This window comes from Bradyrhizobium sp. USDA 4510 (genome assembly GCF_054059095.1).
Genome location: NZ_JBSSBT010000001.1, coordinates 1,568,080 through 1,586,050, shown reverse-complemented (window position 1 = coordinate 1,586,050; position 17,971 = coordinate 1,568,080). Strand labels below are relative to the sequence as shown.

Sequence of the window (17,971 nt, the reverse complement as noted above, 5' to 3'; positions counted from 1 at the left end):
AAGGAGCGGAGAGATCGTACCCAGCGAGATATTCGAAGAGCCATTCTCCCATATGGGAGCCGCTGTTCGAGCTTGGCGCTCTACCGACGTCGAAGCCGGATAGATGATCTTACCGAATTGCGCGATGCCGATGTTGGCAGGCGCGGCAAGCGGGTGTAGCCACGTTCAAATGGCCGCGCTACTATGAACTGCGAAAGAGAGAGGATTCGGTTTGGCAGAGATGCTCTCCCGGTTACACGCGTTGTTACGCGAAGTGCGCGACGGGGCAGGAAATTCATTTTCAGGGATCGGCCTTCTCGTGAGTTCTGCGCCCGACGACCTGCCAACCATACCACTGAGACAAGTGCGCTTCCTGGCGGATCGACGGTCCACGCTCGACCGTCTCGTCGAGATATCCGATCAGACAAGCGAGCTCCATGACGGCTTCCACGTCCTGTCGCCCGAGCTCGATCTCACCCGAGTGTCGTTGTATTTCTCTCCGCCCGTCGTCGCGGGCCTCAGCGTCGACCCGATCCGCCGTGTCGGAGGCCGCTACGTGGCCGCGCTCTGCGGGTCGACGCTGACGAGCATCATCGCGACCGGAGTGGCCAGTCCTCGCTATGGCGTGGCCGTATTCCACCGCGGCAAGGAAATAAGCGCCGAACCATGACACCCGACGAAGACGCCGCTCAGAACAACAACTCGTTGGACTCGTCGCTCCCGAGTTCGAGCGACGCGACCTTGCCCGACATTTCCGGCGAGTGGACGATGAATATCCATTGGCACCGTGGGGAGCGTGCAGGAAAGGTAACGGCGTCCGCGATAATCCGTCAGGAGTTCGGTCGGATCAGCATGGAGGTCCAGTCGAAGGGATCCGACTCCCATACGCTGCTGGCGCAGCTCGGTTGCGAAAAGTCCGGAAACCCAGTGCTTCACTACCTGTACGAGGTCGAACCCAAAGCGATCGGGTCCGACGCCGAGGGCCCTTACAAAGGCGCCGCGATCCTCCGCTTCTATTCCGACTCGGAGGCATTGAGAGGAAACTACTGGACCAGTCAATTGACCAAGGGACATTTCGAGCTCACACGAAAGGCGAAAACTCGCAACGCCGCTCCCAAGACCAACGCAGTGGATGTCGTGCTGGTCACGGCACTTCGGGAAGAATTCGACGCCGCGAAGTCGGCTTTCTCGGCAGCTTCCACCACCGAAGACGGCGTGCGAGATTGGAACGATCAAAGGACAATTTCCAGCGCGCCGCACGAGGTCGGCGTCTTCTTCCGAAACAACGTTCCTCTCTTCGTCGTCGCCATCGCCAAGCCGACCAGAATGGGCGCCAATCGTACAGGGCACGTCGCGACGGTACTCGTCGAAAGACTCCAACCCAAATGCCTGGTGATGTGCGGCGTTTGCGCAGGCAATCCCGGAGACCTTGCGCTCGGTGACATCGTCGTATCGGAAATGACCTATCAGTACGACGAAGGTAAGCTCGAGGCCGATGGATTCGTCGGCGACCACCGTCAATCTCCGATATCCCCGAGATGGCTGAGAGCAGCGGAGACCCTGAAGCCGGAAGAGCTACCGAGCTATGGTCGTCCCACCGCTCAGGATGCACGCTATTGGTTGCTCGAACGCCTACTCGGCGGCGACAACCCGCGGAACCACCCCGCCCGCAAACGCTACTTCGGCACAGGGGAGTGGCAGAAGACCATTGGCGAGCTGGAAAAGCAGGGCCTACTGAGCATCGACGGATCGGTGCCCCACTTGACCACTGCAGGAAAGGCGGAGGTGGAGCGATCGATAGTGATGGACGTCGATCCACCGCTGACGCTTCCGCTCGCCATCAAGACCGGCCCGATCGCGAGCGGCAACGTAGTCGTGAAGGATGGTCTGACCTGGGACAAACTCAAGCGTATGGGCGTACGCACCGTCCTGGGTCTGGAGATGGAAGCGGCCGCGATCGGAGAGGTCGCACGCGCGAGCGGCGTCGAGGAATGGATCGTGATCAAAGGCGTGATGGATCACGCCGATCCGAAAAAGGATGACCGCTTCAAGCCGTTCGCGGCCCGCGCCTCCGCTCAAGCCCTTCGCGCGTTTCTGGTCGATCGCTTCGGCGAGATCGCAGAGGATGCGCGGTCCGGCGAAGGCTCGGGCGCATCGCCCGCGGCTCCCGCACCCTCGACATGGCGGCCCCGCACCGTGGAAGGACCGTTCTTCGACGACTTGAGCGTGGCGATCGAGCGACATGCGCCGAGGTTCCAGGGCTTACTTCAATTGACGCTCGAGAAGGCAAAAGAAGCACGGGGCGCCGCCGAACAAGCATATGAAATCTCCGAGCAGGTCCGTGTCGCATTGGGCGGCGCGATCGCCAAGACCCATGCTGGGCGACTCAATAAAGGGGCGAAAATTCTGAAGGTCGAAAACGGCTCGAAAGGAAACGCAAGACCACTGATCGCCAAGATATGGAACAGCCACGACGAGTATACTGGAGAGGCCGCGGGCAACGAGGCCGACGGTTTCGGTGTCTTCCGGCTCTATCTGGTATCGGAGGAGATCACTCCCAGCCTTCGGTCCTCCTATGCGGGCATGCACGACGCCGGTCGATATGGCCCGCTCGGCGTCTACACATTCCCGGACCAGGAACAGTTTGTCGGGCAATGGGCAGGAGGACATCCGAACCTCGGTTACCGCGAGTTCATCGGCAATCGCGGCAAGCTGCAGTGCGACTTCTATCTCGGCTACATGAATTCCACCGCCGAAAAGTTTCAACCGCTTTGGCGCCCGCATGGCGAGGGGATCGCGGTGGATGCCAGCCTGCGACGCGTACGCTGCGGCATGTTGGAAGACGGCGTCTTCGAACACATCGCCGCGGAGTTCAGCTTTTAGGGGTCGGCGCACGCTGTTCAAGGTTTCCGAGGATGATTTCCTCCATCCTGGCCACCGCCCGCGGTCTAGCGATGAAACGACGGCTCCGGCCGGCGGTACGCCAGCATCTCGATGACCTTCGGTTTGTTGCTCAAAGACTGATAGCAGCCGTCCGCCATGCCGAGCAGAGTTTGGCGGCGACTCGCCGTCGCGAGATCCAGCCCGAGGTCGGCCGTCTGTTCGGGTGACGGTTGCTCGTCGAACCTGACGTACCGGTCGCCAAGCTGATGCTTCAGCATGAAGTCGACCAGTTGCTGCTGCGACGACAGGATGGTGGAAACCAGCCGACCGTTTTCGAGCCAAAGCTTCTGCCCGAAGTCCCTGCCGAGCGAGCTCGGCAACGAGAACTTGCTGGTCGTGGTGCCGACGCTGAGGACGCTGATGTCCTCCATCTCCTGATCCAGGAAATGAACCGCTTCGTGGACCGCGCACATGTCCGGAGCGTTGGCGACCACGCCGCCGTCGATGAAATTGCTGTTCTCGACGCGAGCCATCGGAAAGTACAACGGGGCCGCCGCGGTCGCCATCGCGACGTCCGCCGCCGAAAGCTTGTAGTCGTTCATGTAGTTCGGATGATGCGCCGTTTTGAACATCTGGACGCTGCCCTTCGTCATGTTGACGGAGGGAATCAGAAGGCGCGTCCGGGCATCGCCGAGCCTGGTGTCCTTGCCGACGACGGCCTCGATCCTGTCCCGCAGCACGGTGCCGTCGTATTTGGGACGACGCCATTGGGAGTAGAGAGCCCTATACCGCTCCAGCCGCGACCGGGGCGGTTCACCCCGGGTGAAGATTTCCTCGCCGTGGTCGAGAAACATCGCCTGGATCGATCCGGCACTCTTGCCGAGGGCCAGTCCGAGGGCGATCACGCCGCCGATCGACGTGCCGGCAATCAAGTCGAAACATTCTGCGAGCGGCCTTCCCGCCTGCTCTTCGAGCTTCGTGAGGATCGCGCTTGTGAAAAGGCCCCGGTAGCCGCCCCCGCTAAGGGCAAGTATCTGAAACGTCATCGAAATTCCCCAAAATGCAATATTCCCCGACCTGCCGTTGAACCAAGGAACCCGGTATCCCATATGGATGTTCGATTTATGTTCTGCAAGATTTTAGCGACTCAGGGTAGACTTCGATAACCGCGCGGTTGTGCGACTTGGGCGACGCCCATCTCAAATCCTCCCTCGGTTTCATGAGGGAAAGGATTCGATGGCCAACATATCCCGACTGCTATACCGCCGCGGCGAAACGTCATTCCTCAGCAACCTGCAGATCACTGAGGAGTGCCACGCCGAGTTGAGGGCGGCGCGGACGAAGATCCGACAATGCCTGCGAGGCGAGTTCGTCAAGGCCAGCAAAGCCGACGTCGGCTTCACGGTCCGGCCGCGTTTCTTCACCCAAGGCAGCTTCGCCTACAGGACGATCAACGATCCCGCGTGGACGCCGCCGCAGCAGATGGACCTGGACGACGGCACCTATCTGCCCATGACTTTCGTCCAGGGCGCCAAGCCGTCGGTCGCCGCAGCCGCCTTCTTCGCCATCGTCGACCGCGCGCTGCAGGCTCTGGCGAAAGCCGAGGGCTGGATCTTCGTCAGGAAGCCGACCTGCGCACGGCTGGTCATATCGGAATACGCGCACATCGACATTCCCCTCTACGCCATTCCCGATGCCGAGTTCGAACGACTTGAAAAGGCCGCACAGGCCAGAACGTTCGACGGCGCTCTCGACGCGCGGGCGGACAGCATCGACCGCTGGGATGCTCTGCCGTCCGACTGCGTGCTGCTGGCTCATCGCGAGGAAGACTGGGTGGCTTCGGACCCACGCCAGATCAACGACTGGTTCCTCGAGGCCGTCGTCGTCTATGGCGAGAGGCTCCGCCGCATCTGTCGCTACCTGAAGGCCTGGCGGGACCACAACCAGCCTCATCTCGACCGCGTTTCGTCGATCCTGCTCATGGTCTGTGCCTGGCGGGCATTCGACGATTTCGGCCGGCCGAACGTCCCCGAGCGGGACGACGCGGCGCTTCTGCTTGTCGCCCGACGCCTTCCGGTGCTGCTGGCCGGCCCCGTCGAGAACCCCACGGACCCTGATGAGAAGATCGACTGCCGCCTCGGCGACGAGGACAGGCGCGTAGCGATCGAGGCGGCCGAAGGACTCGCGGCCGAGCTGGGCTGGATCGTCGAGAAATGCTTCGACCCGCAGGACGCCATCACTCGACTGAAGGGCCTGTTCGGCAAGCGCATCCCGAGCCGCCCGGATCTCGTCGACGTCACCAAGGCCGCCCATGCGGAAGTACGGTCGCATGAGCGCAGGATCTCGGCCGCTCCCGTCGTCGGTAAGTCCACAAGTGCCTGACAAGCGGACGCGGTCCGTTCGAGGCGTTCACGACGCGCTACGCCAACGCCGGTTCGTGCGGGATCATTCGGGTTCGGGTCTGCGCTACCGAGGTGTCCTCGACGAAACGGGATTGAGGATCCCGGTGGTGATCACCGTGACCGACCTCGATTTCGTGACGCCGCCGGTCATCCGGCTCGTCGATCCCGAAGCCGGGTCCAAGGGTCAGATTCCGCATGTCCTGCGATCGGACGGCACGTTCTGCTATCTGGACGGAAAAGCGATCGTGCTCGACAGGTACAGGCCCGCCGAAACGATCATCCAGTGCCTCGAACAGGCCGACAAGGTGCTGCGGGATGCCGTTCGCGGGCGCCTCGACGAAGATCTAATCGGCGAGTTCGGCGCCTATTGGGCCGACGGCACCGTGTTGATGGATCTGCCGCCGACATTCGAAGGCGACGCGAAGATCCAGATCCTGAGGTTCGACCACCGTTCCGAGCGCGAAACGATCTTGGTGTCCGACGGCGCCTCTCGCTTTCACGGCCTGCACAAGCGGAATGGAGGCAAGGATGCCGAAGGAATCCTCTGTCCCGTCCTGCGCGTGCCGGCGCTGTCGTTCGATCCGAAACAGTCCTGGCCACCCAAGAATCTCGCGGAATTGAACTCCTGGATGAAGGGCGCAGCGCCTTCGGCGGTCGGCGCGGTCGAGGAAGCATTCGCCCGCTCGCAAGGGCATCGGCAGTGGATCTGCCTTTCGGCGCCGAACGGTCGCTTCTTCGTGTCGGCCGAGATCGCCCCCGCATACAGGACTCCGGAAATTCTGAAGAACCGGCGCGCCCATCTCCGCGAGACGCTGCAGTATATCCAGGGCGCCGTGAAGATCTCCGGCTATGTCGGCGTACCGGTCGACGAGGAATACGTCTTCTCGAGGAACATGGGTGCGATGAACAATCTGGCCGGCAAGAGGATACTGGTCGTCGGGTGCGGCGCGGTCGGAGGTTTCCTGGCGCAAAACCTCGCGCAAAGCGGCGCCGGCGCCGGCGGGGGGACACTCACCTTGGTCGACAACGACAAGCTGAAGGGCGCGAATCTGGGACGTCATCTGCTGGGCGCGCCGTATCTCGACCGGAACAAGGCCGACGGCTGCGCAGACCTGCTTCGCGAACAACTTCCCTATCTCGATATCACCAGCATTCCCCGTTCGATCATGAACGACACCAGCCTTCTCCGCCGGCAAGACCTGGTCATCGAGGCGACCGGCGAGGAATCGCTGTCGATCGCCATCAACGAACTCGCCGTGAACGGACGTCCGAACTTCCCGCCGGTCCTGTTCGGCTGGTTGCAGGGAAACGGCGCCGCCGCCGTCGCCTTCCTTGCCGGGGATCCCGACCTCGCCTGCTTCAAATGCCTGAAAGTCGAACTAGCCGGGCCGCCGAGATTCCGGATCATGCGCAGCGACGTTCAGATCGAGACGGGACGCAATCTGGCATGCGGCGACGCCCACTACATTCCGTTTCCGGTCTCGCGGGCAACGATTGCGGCGGGTCTCATTTGCGACGTGGCGCTCGATTGGGCGAACGGCGGCGCCGGCCCCAAGTGGCGGTCGATCACGCTCGACCACCACCGCGCAAATCACGTCAAGGACGGAAGTCCGAAGCGTATCGAGACGTGCCCTGCATGCGGTGGCGTCCGACAATGATCTTCCTTACGGGCGGTCATCTAGTGATCTTCTCGGATGAGGTCGTCGGCAAGATGAAGCGTTTCGTCGCGCCTCCCGAATCGAACTTGGAGGCGGGCGGCATACTGCTCGGATGCCATCGTGGTCCGCATGTCGAGATTCTGGACTGCACCGTACCCATGTGCCAAGACCGGCGTAGCCGGTTCGGTTTCGTCCGCCGCGACCCAGGCCACCAGCGCGCCGCCCTGGCGGCCTGGCAGACAAGCGGTCGAACCGTGAATTTCGTCGGCGAATGGCACACGCACCCCGAAGAAGTTCCGACCCCGTCAGGCGTCGATCGCAACACTTGGGTCCATGAGATGGCTCGGCGCCGGAGCGATCCGCTCGTTTTCGTGATCGCCGGAAGCGTCGCCGTCTATTGCGGCTTGGGTCTCGAAGGTCGACTGACGAAGATGAACGTCGTGGCGACCACGCCCGGCAGCACTCCACAGGCCCTGATCTCCGGATCCAAGGGGCCGCGCGCGACGACCGGGGCGGCGACCGAGGCCTAGGAATAGGGGAAGGGACATCTCGGATCACGCGTGACGCATCAGATCCGCCACCGTCTGCTCGCAACGACGGAATGCTTCGATACCGACCTCGCGCGCGGTCCGGCGCCCGGCCTCCTCCGCAGGCTGCCTTGTCGTGCCGGATGCGCCGCCCTCGAGCCAGAACAGCGTGTCGATCAGCCTTGCAGCCCTTTCAGCCTGTAGACCGAGTCCTTCGAAGACTTCCGCGACCAGCGCGTGAAGAGAAAGAGCGAAAGTCCGGTAGCTCGCGGCGGCGATCAGGAAATTCCACTCGCCGGAGTCGGACGGCCGCCCGCCGAAGTCGTCGATCATCGCATCGAACCTGACGGTGAGCCCGTTGCTGCACACGGCCGCGAGGACGCGAGAATCGTAGATGAAGCCGTGCAGAGGGAACCTATACCAGAGGAATTTGGACATCCCGCTGATCGGCCTCAGAGCGCGGTCGCCCTCCGCGAAAGCCGTCGCCATCCCTTTCGCGAGGCTCCTGACCGACCGTACGAATCCGTCGAACCGCCGCTCTGCCGCCCCCTCGACAGGCGCCACGCTTTCGATCATGCCGATCAGGGCCTTTCGACGATCCTTCGGAAAATGCCGCGCGACGCGGAAATAGGCGCCGGCGAGAGCGATTTCCTTCGCCGGTCACGCGCGGCACCATCCGGGCAAAGATCTCCCGCTCCTCGCGCTCCCAAGCCTCGAAGTGGTGGAGCGCCGCCATCGTCCAGCGATGCCGATCCATCAGGAAGTGACAGCCCATGGCGGTACTCCGCCTCCTTCGTCTGCGAGCGGTCGGACCGGCTCGACCTCACACCAGTTTCGCCTCGACGAGCACCCGTCGATAGAGGTCGATGAACTGGCTCACCAAGCCCCATTCCTTGCTCGACGGCGCATTGCCGACGAGCACGCAGAGCGTCCACAGCAAGTCCCGGTAGGTTCTCCTGAACATCGGCATCAGGTCGGACAGCGTTTCGCCCATCGCGTGATGCCCTCCATCTCCGGCGTACAGCAGCAGGTTGCGAAACTCGGCCCGGGCGGTCACGAACTCGCGGACGGTCATGCCGTTGTTCTCGCAGACCTCGTCTTCGAAGTCGCGATAGAGCTCCTCGGCGATCTCGTCATGATCGAGGTCCTCGCGGGATACCGATATGTTCAACGGATTGAGCGGGATCGATGTGTCGGCCCCGCCGGGTCGGCTCGAGGCCAGCCGCAGGACAAGTCGCCCATCGTCGATCGAAGGATCGATCTTCATCAGCAGCACCTGCTCGAACCCGGGAAACGTAATGCCGTGCCTGATCATATCGCTCAGGACGGACCTGAACTGTGACAACACCGGGTAGAAGGCCAGCTTCACACGATGGTTCTTGTACTTGCCGATGAAATCGCTATGCGCCGGCAGTCGATCCGAGTTGAGCTTGAGCCATTCGAAGATCGCGACGACGAGCTCCTCCTCGCCCGCGATGCACCTTATGACTCCCATCTCGTCGTCGATGCCGCCCAGCTTCTGCGCCTTGACGAAGTGGTCCATCGACTTGACGATTCTGGACACCACTTTGCGGGGCGCCCTATCGAAGAGGAACTCGATGAATTCGTGGCCGATCAGATCGGCGAACGGCCGAAGGACATCTTCGTTTTTCTCGGTATCGGTCAATGGGAGCTCGCTGCGATCGATCGGTCGGACAATTGACCGGGCATATCACGGTTTGTCCATCGTCGTTCCGGCGGCCTTGCGCGCCTACGACGCGAATTCGCCGATCCGACCTGGCCCGGCGGCGCCAGCCGTCAGGTCCCCGGCATGACGGTCGCACCGAATCGTGTCAGGCTTCCCAAGGCCTTTCGAAACAACGGTTCGAGCGATGATCGGCTTTCCAAATTATCGGCACTTGGCGCGCGAATCCTTGTCGCGCGCAAAGACCGAACTCGCGACCCAGGATCTTCACCGGCTGCGATACGCCGCGCTGGAACTGCGCGACGCCATGGAGGCGGTGACGTACGACCGGGCGCTCGCGTTCAAGGACGAGATTCCGCCGCAAGAATACAGGACGTGGCAGCCACGCAAGCTGATGGCCGTACTGGTGGACATCGATCCGTCGATCGGAATGAGCTCGACCATCGCGGTCGGAATCGAGTCCGAATACGGAAAGCAGGCCGAGAACATGGAAACTCTCGGGACAGACCAGGTTCTCACTCTCAAGGACATCAAGACGCACTACGACGCGATCGGCTCGCATCTGCACATGCCGTCGCTGGAGCAACTCGAAACCGGCAAGATCGCCGATCCGGCGAAACTGCGGACCAGGTGCGAGGCGGTCGTGGCGGCGCTGGAATCGGTGCTCAGCTCGCCGGTCTACAACGTCACGCTGGGCGATTTCGCCCAGCTCGCCGAATGCATGAACGAGACCTGCCGACGGCCGGTCCGCAAACGCATTCCGCACGGCAAGACCGAAATCGAGGCCGTATGCTTCGAGTGCAAGGCGACCTACACGGTCGTCTCGCACCCCGGCGGCGCGGTCGAGTTCAAACCGAAGCTGACCCTGGTCGGATGTTCTTCCGAGGGCTGTTCCGAGAGATTTCCCCTTTGGCCGCACGAACTGGCGCCGGGAACGCACTGGCGGTGCCGCTGCGGCTCTCACAACGGCATCGCACTGGCGGCACACAAGATCGAGGAGGCGGCGGCGGGCGAAGGCTAGCCGGCGATGGAAGCGAGAATAAGCTGCGGCTGTGCCTACTGATTAGCATGGCGGAGTTCGCCAACGTTCGCCGACGCTTATTCAACGGATATTCGACGACTTCTGCACAACGGATCTAAGTCGTTGAAATTTCTGGCGCTCCCTAGGGGAATCGAACCCCTGTTTCAGCCTTGAGAGGGTAAATTCGATCCGCTTGAACGCCGCATGATAGCTCGCCAGTAGATGGGCTTCTTTTCTGCTCAGCGTTCCAGGCTGTTCCTCTAGTCAACCGCCAACTGCGGTTGCTCAGCTGAAGCCATAATGAGCACTCGACAACTTCATTGCAACAACAGCAACAAGAACGCAGATGATTTGCAGCAGCGTCCTGGTCGAGAACACTCTATTGAAGAGCGTCATAGAGCCGCCTCTAGCGCTGGTGACCGAGCCGGATTCCAAGCTTGAGCGCCTTTTGGCGGAGTGAGCCTTCGGAGCGCTTTGTGAGCTTCGCGATTTTTGCAACGGGCGTCTTCGCTTTCGAATGAGCGCGCAGCTCTTTCACGTCAGCCTTTGTGTATTCGCGACGCACAGTTTTCTTCTTCGTAGCCATCTTCTTTGCCTTCTTCGCCACTTTTAGCTCCTCGATTCGAGAGTGGGCGTACTAGCACAGCCGCATTGAGGCGCAACTCTCCATCAGTTGACTCTATATGCTGGTACGATCCGTGAACTCTCTGGTGACATCCGCATTGCAGGCGATTTGTCCGAGCTATCAATTGTTTCGGCAATTCTTGGTGGGCCAACATTACAACTTGAAATAATCTGATCGAGGGACTCGAGATCGCCGATGCACAAATCGGTCTATCGGCGCTTCGAAACAGGATCGGCTCTCCTCTACGACCGCATGGCGGCCTATCGGCCGGACAACATGAGGGTGCACGTCGACTTCAAGCACTATTTCGATGCCAGCGCGGCGCAGCTGCCCCAATGCGTCGTCGATGACATCGAACAGAAGTGGGACATTGGGCGGCTCTGACCCGGATACACATTGAGGAACCGGTTCTGTCTGGCCGCCTTCGACTCGGCTTCGCGTCCGCTGGGAGGAGTAAACAAGATCGCAATGCCGAGAGTGGACTCGCCGACCGACCGCCAAGAACACCGTTTGTTTTAGTTCGGCCTTCTCAAACGGTTTCCGCAGGATTAGGAGGCATTAGCTCGCGCCCGTTCTCGAGCTTCGCGACGCCGCTCGCGACGTTCGCGTCGTCGCCTAGCGCGCTCGGCTGGCTGCGGAAGCGGTGGTATGGGCGCATCCCTGTTCTCAGATAGCACTGTCCCCGTTGGTGGCTCGACGGCGGGGCACGCCTCCATGAACTCCAGCACTGTCCGTCCCTTGACGGTGATCTTCCAGCCGCCGTTTTCGCGCTCGACGAGACCTTGCCAAAAGATGTCGAGGTCCGGTACACGCGCAGCCAGGCGCTTTGTGCGCTCGACCCAGTCCCGGCCGCTAGTCGCCAGGATCGCCACGTCGCGCTTGAGATCGGCCATCGCGGCAAATCCATCCGGATAGCTCACCAGGACCTTTAGCACCGTGACCTGGAAATTCACCCCCGCCTCCGGTCATCGCCACATCGTCGGCGCCTGCGAGAGAGCGTGGCGCCCGATCTGCTTGAGGTGATCCGGAGAGATGTCCCCTTTGGTCGCGGCTTCCAGGATTTTCGAGGCCACATGGGTACGGGCGCCGGTCTCGCTCCGGGAAACGCTTTCGCAAACCTCATCTAGGACGGCGCGCAATAGCGCGGTGGTCGCGGGATCGAACATGTGAACCCCCATAAAAAAATTACCATACCGCAATAGCGGCGGCGTCAAATTTAAGCGTGTTGAAAATCGCTAGAACTCTACACCTCTGCTTGGATTTGGCAATATCTGCGCAAGTGGCAGATAAACCAAAGGAACTAGCAAAGCGACAGGTGGAGTGTATCGCCTCCTTCTGTCTTGTTCGCCGCAGGTTTGCGAGTTGCGCCAGTGAATACGTCCAGGTTTTCTGGGCGGACTGCCTCCGCGCGTAGGACTCCGGCCCACTGCCCTCTTTACCAATTTCTCCGAGCTCCGTGTCGGCCCCCTCCCGCCTCACTCTCTGCTACGTCGGCAGGTCACTTCCTGCCCCCGGCCTTCCCACGGCGCGCTCTAGCATCGGAGGCACGTAGGTCCGAGGTGTCCTTTTCAGGCGCGGCACTACGCTCCTCTTCGATCCGGTTGCCGTCGCAGTTTCAATCCTGCTGGCGATCATCATGATGGGCAGCACCAGCAAAGAACCGATTTCAGCAGCTCACGCCATCATCCGATGACACGTCCTGCCATAATTCCAGCGGGTTCTTGGCCGCGCCGTATGTCTGCTGCAATCGCAGCAGGGTACTGCGGAGAATTGACTGTCGAGGCCTTTCTCAAACGAGTCGGTAAGGAGTATCCTCAACCACGTGTGAAAGAAGGGAGGCGTCAGCTGTGGTTGAGAGACGATCTGGACCGAGCTATTGCGCCGGACATCGTGCCGGGCGACCTCGCCGAGGATTTGTGACGTTGGAGCGCCCACTTCCACGCTTCGTGGAGGTACGGCGGCTTGCCCGCGGATCGACCGCATTCTACTTCCGCATCCCCACACATTACAGGAAGCTCGGCTGCGAGATGGCGAATGAGCCACTTGGGACAAGCTACGAAACCGCATGCGGCGGCGATGGCAAAGGCGGACGCGCTGCCACCCTCAACGCCTTGTTCGATGAATGGAACAACCACCGCAGAGGGCAGCCGGGCGACCAGGGGAAGATCGCGCGCTATGGCACGATCGATTGGCTATTCCGACAATACAAGACGGAGAAGGCGTATACTGAGAAGGTCTCAGCTCGGTCGCGCCCAGACTACGAACGGATCATGCAAATGATCTGCGACACGGTCGGTAAAAGCGGACGGCGGATCGGCGAACGACAGATCATGGAAGTTACGCCACGAGCCGCCGATAAAATCTACGACAAAATCATCAACGGCCCGAACGGCATCAGACTGCGGCAGGGAGAAAAGGTCGTCGGCCTCTGCCGAAAGGTGTGGCGAATCATGCGTCGGCTGCACCCAGAGTTGTTCGATAAGAAGCACCCGAACCCCTGGGACGATTTCACCCTCAAGAGCCGCACCAAGACCAAGAAGCACGCGGTCACTCGAGAAGAGGTCTATAAATTTGCATGGGGCTGCATCAAAGAAGGGCGGCCTGAACCCGCAGCCGTCGCGGTGATCTGCTTTGAATGGCTGCAACGGCCGGAGAACGTAGTGGCCGGGTTTTTGACTTGGCCCGACTATCGCAGCAAGAACTGGCCACACGCGGTGCGCATCGAGCATCACAAGAACAAGGCGTTGGTCTGGCATCCGCTCGAAGAGACTCTCGATGGAGAGACCGTCAAATTTTACGCCGAGGCGGAGGATATTTTGGGCCATCTGCCCAAGCTTGGCGTCCCGATGATCATGCGCCTGATCCAAAAGGGTGAACGCAAAGGCGATGCCAAGGTGTGGTCCTACCCTGGCATGGAAAAAGTGGTGCAGCAGATGCGCAAGAAGATCGACGGCGTGTCAAAGCTGTTCACGCTTGATGCCTGTCGACACGGCGGCATGACCGAACTCGAGGAAGCCGAACTGACGGACGGCCAGGGTCGCGCACTCTCGGGCCACAAGACCGCACAGGCCTATCGCGGTTATGCCAAGGAAACGATGATGCGAGCGTTGGCTGCGACCCGTAAGCGGCATGCACATCTCTTGGCGCAGAAGGAACTCGATCAGCATGCTGATGGAGCAGCATCACCTCGAGACGAAACGCAGACCTCCGCAATTTCTAAGACCAGCGTCCGATCTCAAGGATAGACTTCGCGCTTCGTTGAAAGCTGCAAAAGGCGGCGGCGTGTGCAACCGTCGATCCGGACGCGATGTCAACGGCTGCGGTCGGAACTTTACAACCCGCAGACAGGGTTCATCCGCTCAATATTTTTACAATTGAGCGACGTTCAACGCGCGACGACCTTCATCTGCCTTCGACCAAAAACGAAACCAGCACAGAATTTCCAAATGGGAGGCAAACGGAATTTCCAAATGCGCGAGAAATTCCGCCTTAGGCAAGGCAATTTTCGCAACAAAATCAGCGCGTTACCTCTGGCTGGGGCGGGAGGGATCGAACCTCCGAATGGCGGAATCAAAATCCGCTGCCTTACCGCTTGGCTACGCCCCAACGCGCCGATCGAAGGCCACGTCGGTCTATAGGGTGAGTCCCGCCATTTCAACAGGGCGGCGATCGAAAAGGCACGAAAGCCGCAGGATGATGACGGTACTCTTATTATAAGGCGACGCCGCGGTGGCCGAAACAGACCGTGCGATGTCCGTTCGGACTGTTGAGAGGGCGCCGGTTTCATGGGATGACAATTTGCAAACGCCTCGTCGGGAGTAACGCCATGACCTACCGTGCGCCGATCAACGATATCTTGCTGTCCCTCAATCACGGTGCGGGGCTCGCTGCCGCCGTGGAGGCCGGCCATTACGGCGATTTCGACGGCGACATCACCGCTGCGGTGCTAGAAGAAGCCGGCAAGTTCGCCTCCGACGTGCTGGCGCCGCTGAATCGTGTCGGCGACGAGCATGGCATCAAGCTCGACAACGGCAAGGTGACGACGGCGCCGGGCTGGCCCGACGCCTATCAGCGCTGGACCGCCGCGGGCTGGAACGCGGTGTCGGGGCCGGAGGCGTTCGGCGGCCAGGGCCTGCCGCTCGCGGTCAACGCCGCCTGCACCGAGATCTGGAGCGCGTCGAACGTCGCCTTCGGCCTCTGCCCGCTGCTGACGCTGTCGGCGATCGAGGCGCTCGATGCCCATGGCAGCGCCGAGTTGAAGAAGACCTATCTCGAGAAGCTGGTCACCGGCGAGTGGACCGGCACAATGCAGCTCACCGAGCCCAATGCCGGCTCCGACGTCGGCGCGCTGCGCACCCGCGCCGAACGCGCCCCCGACGGCACCTATCGCATCAAGGGCACCAAGATCTTCATCACCTATGGCGAGCACGACATGACCGACAACATCGTGCATTTCGTGCTTGCGCGATTGCCCGATGCCCCCTCGGGCACCAAGGGAATCTCGCTATTCCTGGTTCCGAAATTCCTGGTCAATGCCGACGGCTCGCTCGGCGAGCGCAACGACATCCATGCCAGCGGCGTCGAGCACAAGCTCGGCATGCACGCCTCGCCGACCTGCACCATGACGATGGGCGATAAGGGTGGCGCGATCGGTTATCTGATCGGCGAGGAAAACCAGGGCATGCGCTGCATGTTCACGATGATGAACCAGGCCCGCCTCGGCGTCGGCCTCGAAGGCGTCGGCATTGCCGACCGCGCCTATCAGCAGGCGCTGGCCTATGCGCAGGAGCGAAGGCAAGGCAAGGCGATCGGCCACAAGGGCGACGGGATGGATCCGATCATCGTGCATCCCGACGTCAAGCGCATGCTGATGCAGATGCGCAGCATGACGGCGGCGGCGCGCACGATCTGCTACACCACCGCGGTCGCGCTTGACGTTTCGGTGCGCGCCAAGGACGCCAAGGTGCGCGCCGAGGCCGCTGCCCGCGGCGCGCTGCTGACCCCGATCGCCAAGGCCTTCTCCACCGACATCGGCAACGAGGTCGCCTATCTCGGCGTGCAGATCCACGGCGGCATGGGCTTCATCGAGGAGACCGGCGCCGCGCAGCATTATCGCGACGCCCGCATCACCTCGATCTACGAGGGCACCAACGGCATCCAGTCGATCGACCTCGTCACCCGCAAGCTCGGCGCCAATGGCGGCGCCTCGGTCTGGGCGCTGCTGGACGAGCTCGCTGCCGTCATCAAGCAGGTCGAGACCTCCAACGATCCGGCGTTCGGCACCACGGGCGCCAAGCTGCGCGACGCCCACGCCGCGCTGGAGCGCACCAGCAAATGGCTGCTCGAGCGCCTCGCCTCGGCGCCGAACGAGGCACTAGCCGGCGCAACGCCCTATCTGCGGCTGTTCGCCGCAACGCTCGGCGGCTGCATGCTCGCCGGCGAGGCGCTGGCCGCCAAGGCGAACGGCGAAGCCGAGCCGCAGCGCTATGTCGCGCTGGCGCGCTTCTTCGCCGAGAACATCGCCGTGCAGGCGCCGTCGCTGGAAAAGACCGTGACCGAAAGCGCCGAGGCGGTGACCGGCGCGGATGCGGTGCTGGCGGGATAAGATACCTTCCACCGTCATTGCGAGGTGAGAGGGCCCAAAGCGCTGTGCTCGCCAAAGGCCCTCCTCGCTCGTTTGATGCACATGACGTGCCGCATCACAACTGTCGTCCCTGCGAAAGCAGGGACCCATAACCACAGCCTTCCGTTTTGAAACGAGCTGTGGCTCCAGCGTTGCAAACCAATCGGCACTTGTGGTTATGGGTCCCGGGTCGCGCTTCGCTTGCCCGGGACGGCATCGAGTTTTGCGCCTACCGCGGAATCATACGTTTCGTCAGCGATCCGCGCGAAACGCGCGAAATTCCTCCGGGCCGTCGAGCAAGTCACGCTTGCGCGCGGCCTGATCGAACTGGCTGGCGGAATGATCTGCCATTGCGTTGATGGCCGTGCCGGCCAGGTTCTGCGCACGTCGCCGTTGATCGTCGTTCCTCGACCGAATATCCCGATCCACGGCTCGCCGACGACAGATCTCATCGGAGAGACGTTCCTGGAGGCATCCGTTGCCTCGATCAAATCGCTGCGTCATCTTGCACGATCCTTCCAGCAGGATCGGTACGGGCTAGGTCTCCCGTGTGCCGCCTGCTTGCTGTGGCGATTGTGGTGATTGCCTTGGCGCCGAAGGTTTGGACGCCGGGAATTTGGGTTTCCGCGGAGGCGCCGCGATCAATTCATCCCGTATCGCTTGCTTGCGGGCAAGCTTGCGGGCTCGCCGCACGGCCTCGGATTTCTCTCGAGCCCTTTTTTCCGATGGCTTTTCGAACGATCTGCGGCGCTTCATCTCTCTAAAGACGCCCTCGCGCTGCAACCTCTTCTTTAGAACTCGAAGCGCCTGGTCGATGTTGTTGTCCCTGACAAGAACTTGCAACGGATCACCTCTCTCGCGGTACAACGCACTTTGAATGAACAAGACCAGAGCCCGCTCTATCAATGATAGAGCGGGCCGCACTGCCATTCCAGTACATCCGTGGAACGGCAGCCGACCGACAACGTCGCGGAAGCTTCAGCCGCGGTGCTACAAGCACGCGGAACAGGATCTGCGTGATGCGGCCGGCGATATCACTGACTACATCAGGATCAGACTGAAGGCGGCGAACAGGAAGGAAGCCGATCGTCCCAAATAGTTCGGGCCACGGCCTGGCTTCGCGGCCTGAACTGGCGGCCGAGGCCGCGAAACAACAGGTCCGCTTCAGCAACGTATCAGCGACGGACTCGACGTGCGTGATTGCGCGGCTTAACGCACGATGCGCTTGACCCGTTTGGTTCTCTTGGCAGCCACAGATGCCGTGCCAGCGGGTGCAGAGCCAGCCTGCGCGGCGGCCGCCTCGGCGTCACGCGCTTCACGGAGAGCCCGCAGACGCACCATGTTCTTGCGCACGGCGATCGCATCGCGCTCGACTTCAGCGATTGCCTGCGCACCGGCCTCGGCGGCAAGCCGCTGGCGTTGGGCCTTGGCCAGGCGCTCGGCAGAGAGTTCTTCCGGCTTCTTGGCCATGAGCGAATGAGCCCTTTGAAAAGCAGCGAGACCCGCTCAACCCATCAGAGGATCGAGCGGGCCGCGGCTGTCATCCCAGTACATCCGTGGAATGACAGA

At 61.5% G+C, this 17,971-nt stretch carries 18 protein-coding genes and 1 tRNA gene; 9 read left to right on the top strand and 10 right to left on the bottom strand.

Translation table 11 applies throughout. The features are described 5' to 3' along the window. Positions 1-211 precede the first annotated feature (211 nt). The gene (locus tag ACVMDN_RS07055; protein ID WP_456835433.1) at positions 212-649 is read left to right on the top strand and encodes a hypothetical protein; all 438 of its coding nucleotides are present in this window, start codon (positions 212-214) and stop codon (positions 647-649) included. Further along, positions 646-2,862: a Cap15 family cyclic dinucleotide receptor domain-containing protein gene (locus ACVMDN_RS07050; RefSeq protein WP_456835434.1), complete on the top strand. Its 2,217-nt coding sequence runs from the start codon at positions 646-648 to the stop codon at positions 2,860-2,862. Before ACVMDN_RS07055 ends, ACVMDN_RS07050 begins: the two co-directional genes overlap by 4 nt. Before the next feature lie 65 nt (positions 2,863-2,927). Here the strand turns inward: ACVMDN_RS07050 and ACVMDN_RS07045 are convergent, their stop codons facing one another. Further along, positions 2,928-3,971 carry a CBASS cGAMP-activated phospholipase gene (locus tag ACVMDN_RS07045; protein ID WP_456843623.1) on the bottom strand — a complete coding sequence of 348 codons (1,044 nt, stop codon included), beginning with the start codon at positions 3,969-3,971 and terminating at the stop codon, positions 2,928-2,930. A 127-nt stretch (positions 3,972-4,098) separates the two neighbouring features. On the opposite strand from ACVMDN_RS07045, the gene ACVMDN_RS07040 reads away from it, so the two are divergent. From ACVMDN_RS07040 to ACVMDN_RS07030, 3 genes are read left to right on the top strand one after another with little or no spacing between them, the layout of a single operon-like run. Then, positions 4,099-5,244 carry a CBASS cGAMP synthase gene (locus ACVMDN_RS07040; RefSeq protein ID WP_456835436.1) on the top strand — a complete coding sequence of 382 codons (1,146 nt, stop codon included), beginning with the start codon at positions 4,099-4,101 and terminating at the stop codon, positions 5,242-5,244. Then, entirely contained in the window at positions 5,174-6,922 is a 1,749-nt protein-coding gene (locus ACVMDN_RS07035) for a ThiF family adenylyltransferase (RefSeq protein ID WP_456843622.1), read from the top strand. Before ACVMDN_RS07040 ends, ACVMDN_RS07035 begins: the two co-directional genes overlap by 71 nt. Next, positions 6,919-7,452, top strand: a complete 534-nt coding sequence (locus ACVMDN_RS07030; protein WP_456835438.1) for a Mov34/MPN/PAD-1 family protein — start codon at positions 6,919-6,921, stop codon at positions 7,450-7,452. Before ACVMDN_RS07035 ends, ACVMDN_RS07030 begins: the two co-directional genes overlap by 4 nt. A 24-nt stretch (positions 7,453-7,476) precedes the next feature. On the opposite strand, the gene ACVMDN_RS07025 is transcribed toward ACVMDN_RS07030, so the two are convergent. Further along, positions 7,477-8,025, bottom strand: a complete 549-nt coding sequence (locus tag ACVMDN_RS07025) for a hypothetical protein (protein WP_456843621.1) — start codon at positions 8,023-8,025, stop codon at positions 7,477-7,479. Between the two features lie 247 nt (positions 8,026-8,272). Continuing rightward, a complete protein-coding gene (locus ACVMDN_RS07020; RefSeq protein ID WP_456835440.1) occupies positions 8,273-9,115 on the bottom strand; it encodes a hypothetical protein in 843 nt (280 codons plus the stop codon). A 247-nt stretch (positions 9,116-9,362) separates the two neighbouring features. Between ACVMDN_RS07020 and ACVMDN_RS07015 the strand changes: the two genes are divergently transcribed. Beyond that, positions 9,363-10,154 (top strand): hypothetical protein, encoded by a 792-nt coding sequence (locus tag ACVMDN_RS07015; protein ID WP_456835441.1) that lies wholly within the window; start codon positions 9,363-9,365, stop codon positions 10,152-10,154. 406 nt (positions 10,155-10,560) lie between these two features. Here ACVMDN_RS07015 and ACVMDN_RS07010 read toward each other — a convergent pair whose 3' ends face one another. Then, positions 10,561-10,761: a hypothetical protein gene (locus ACVMDN_RS07010; protein WP_225645863.1), complete on the bottom strand. Its 201-nt coding sequence runs from the start codon at positions 10,759-10,761 to the stop codon at positions 10,561-10,563. Positions 10,762-10,974: 213 nt separating this feature from the next. On the opposite strand from ACVMDN_RS07010, the gene ACVMDN_RS07005 reads away from it, so the two are divergent. After that, positions 10,975-11,163, top strand: coding sequence for a hypothetical protein (locus tag ACVMDN_RS07005; protein ID WP_456835442.1), 189 nt, complete (start codon positions 10,975-10,977; stop codon positions 11,161-11,163). 164 nt (positions 11,164-11,327) lie between these two features. Here the strand turns inward: ACVMDN_RS07005 and ACVMDN_RS07000 are convergent, their stop codons facing one another. Together ACVMDN_RS07000 and ACVMDN_RS06995 are read right to left on the bottom strand one after the other, a co-directional pair. Then, positions 11,328-11,732, bottom strand: coding sequence for a hypothetical protein (locus ACVMDN_RS07000; protein ID WP_456835443.1), 405 nt, complete (start codon positions 11,730-11,732; stop codon positions 11,328-11,330). 12 nt (positions 11,733-11,744) lie between these two features. Beyond that, positions 11,745-11,945, bottom strand: a complete 201-nt coding sequence (locus tag ACVMDN_RS06995) for a hypothetical protein (RefSeq protein WP_141340072.1) — start codon at positions 11,943-11,945, stop codon at positions 11,745-11,747. A gap of 756 nt (positions 11,946-12,701) precedes the next feature. On the opposite strand from ACVMDN_RS06995, the gene ACVMDN_RS06990 reads away from it, so the two are divergent. After that, positions 12,702-14,024, top strand: a complete 1,323-nt coding sequence (locus ACVMDN_RS06990; protein WP_456835444.1) for a hypothetical protein — start codon at positions 12,702-12,704, stop codon at positions 14,022-14,024. Between the two features lie 286 nt (positions 14,025-14,310). Here the strand turns inward: ACVMDN_RS06990 and ACVMDN_RS06985 are convergent. Next, a tRNA-Gln gene (locus ACVMDN_RS06985) sits at positions 14,311-14,385 on the bottom strand. Positions 14,386-14,605: 220 nt separating this feature from the next. Between ACVMDN_RS06985 and ACVMDN_RS06980 the strand changes: the two genes are divergently transcribed. Then, positions 14,606-16,384, top strand: coding sequence for an acyl-CoA dehydrogenase (locus ACVMDN_RS06980; protein WP_456843620.1), 1,779 nt, complete (start codon positions 14,606-14,608; stop codon positions 16,382-16,384). Positions 16,385-16,654: 270 nt separating this feature from the next. Here the strand turns inward: ACVMDN_RS06980 and ACVMDN_RS06975 are convergent, their stop codons facing one another. The 3 genes from ACVMDN_RS06975 to ACVMDN_RS06965 all read right to left on the bottom strand — a co-directional run bounded on the left by ACVMDN_RS06975 (position 16,655) and on the right by ACVMDN_RS06965 (position 17,872). After that, on the bottom strand, positions 16,655-16,906 hold the full coding sequence (locus ACVMDN_RS06975; RefSeq protein ID WP_456835445.1) for a hypothetical protein: 252 nt from the start codon (positions 16,904-16,906) through the stop codon (positions 16,655-16,657). A gap of 33 nt (positions 16,907-16,939) precedes the next feature. Further along, a complete protein-coding gene (gene rpsU, locus ACVMDN_RS06970) occupies positions 16,940-17,245 on the bottom strand; it encodes a 30S ribosomal protein S21 (RefSeq protein WP_456835890.1) in 306 nt (101 codons plus the stop codon). Between the two features lie 366 nt (positions 17,246-17,611). Beyond that, the gene (locus ACVMDN_RS06965; protein WP_057015228.1) at positions 17,612-17,872 is read right to left on the bottom strand and encodes a hypothetical protein; all 261 of its coding nucleotides are present in this window, start codon (positions 17,870-17,872) and stop codon (positions 17,612-17,614) included. Between the last annotated feature and the right edge of the window lie 99 nt (positions 17,873-17,971).

Excerpts from the sequence above, each read along its gene's own strand:
- ACVMDN_RS07050 (WP_456835434.1), top strand. The coding sequence starts at position 646 with ATGACACCCGACGAAGACGCCGCTCAGAACAACAACTCGTTGGACTCG.
- ACVMDN_RS07045 (WP_456843623.1), bottom strand. The coding sequence starts at position 3,971 with ATGGGATACCGGGTTCCTTGGTTCAACGGCAGGTCGGGGAATATTGCA.
- ACVMDN_RS07040 (WP_456835436.1), top strand. The coding sequence starts at position 4,099 with ATGGCCAACATATCCCGACTGCTATACCGCCGCGGCGAAACGTCATTC.
- ACVMDN_RS07035 (WP_456843622.1), top strand. The coding sequence starts at position 5,174 with ATGCGGAAGTACGGTCGCATGAGCGCAGGATCTCGGCCGCTCCCGTCG.
- ACVMDN_RS07030 (WP_456835438.1), top strand. The coding sequence starts at position 6,919 with ATGATCTTCCTTACGGGCGGTCATCTAGTGATCTTCTCGGATGAGGTC.
- ACVMDN_RS07025 (WP_456843621.1), bottom strand. The coding sequence starts at position 8,025 with ATGATCGAAAGCGTGGCGCCTGTCGAGGGGGCGGCAGAGCGGCGGTTC.
- ACVMDN_RS07005 (WP_456835442.1), top strand. The coding sequence starts at position 10,975 with ATGCACAAATCGGTCTATCGGCGCTTCGAAACAGGATCGGCTCTCCTC.
- ACVMDN_RS06995 (WP_141340072.1), bottom strand. The coding sequence starts at position 11,945 with ATGTTCGATCCCGCGACCACCGCGCTATTGCGCGCCGTCCTAGATGAG.
- ACVMDN_RS06980 (WP_456843620.1), top strand. The coding sequence starts at position 14,606 with ATGACCTACCGTGCGCCGATCAACGATATCTTGCTGTCCCTCAATCAC.
- ACVMDN_RS06975 (WP_456835445.1), bottom strand. The coding sequence starts at position 16,906 with ATGACGCAGCGATTTGATCGAGGCAACGGATGCCTCCAGGAACGTCTC.
- ACVMDN_RS06965 (WP_057015228.1), bottom strand. The coding sequence starts at position 17,872 with ATGGCCAAGAAGCCGGAAGAACTCTCTGCCGAGCGCCTGGCCAAGGCC.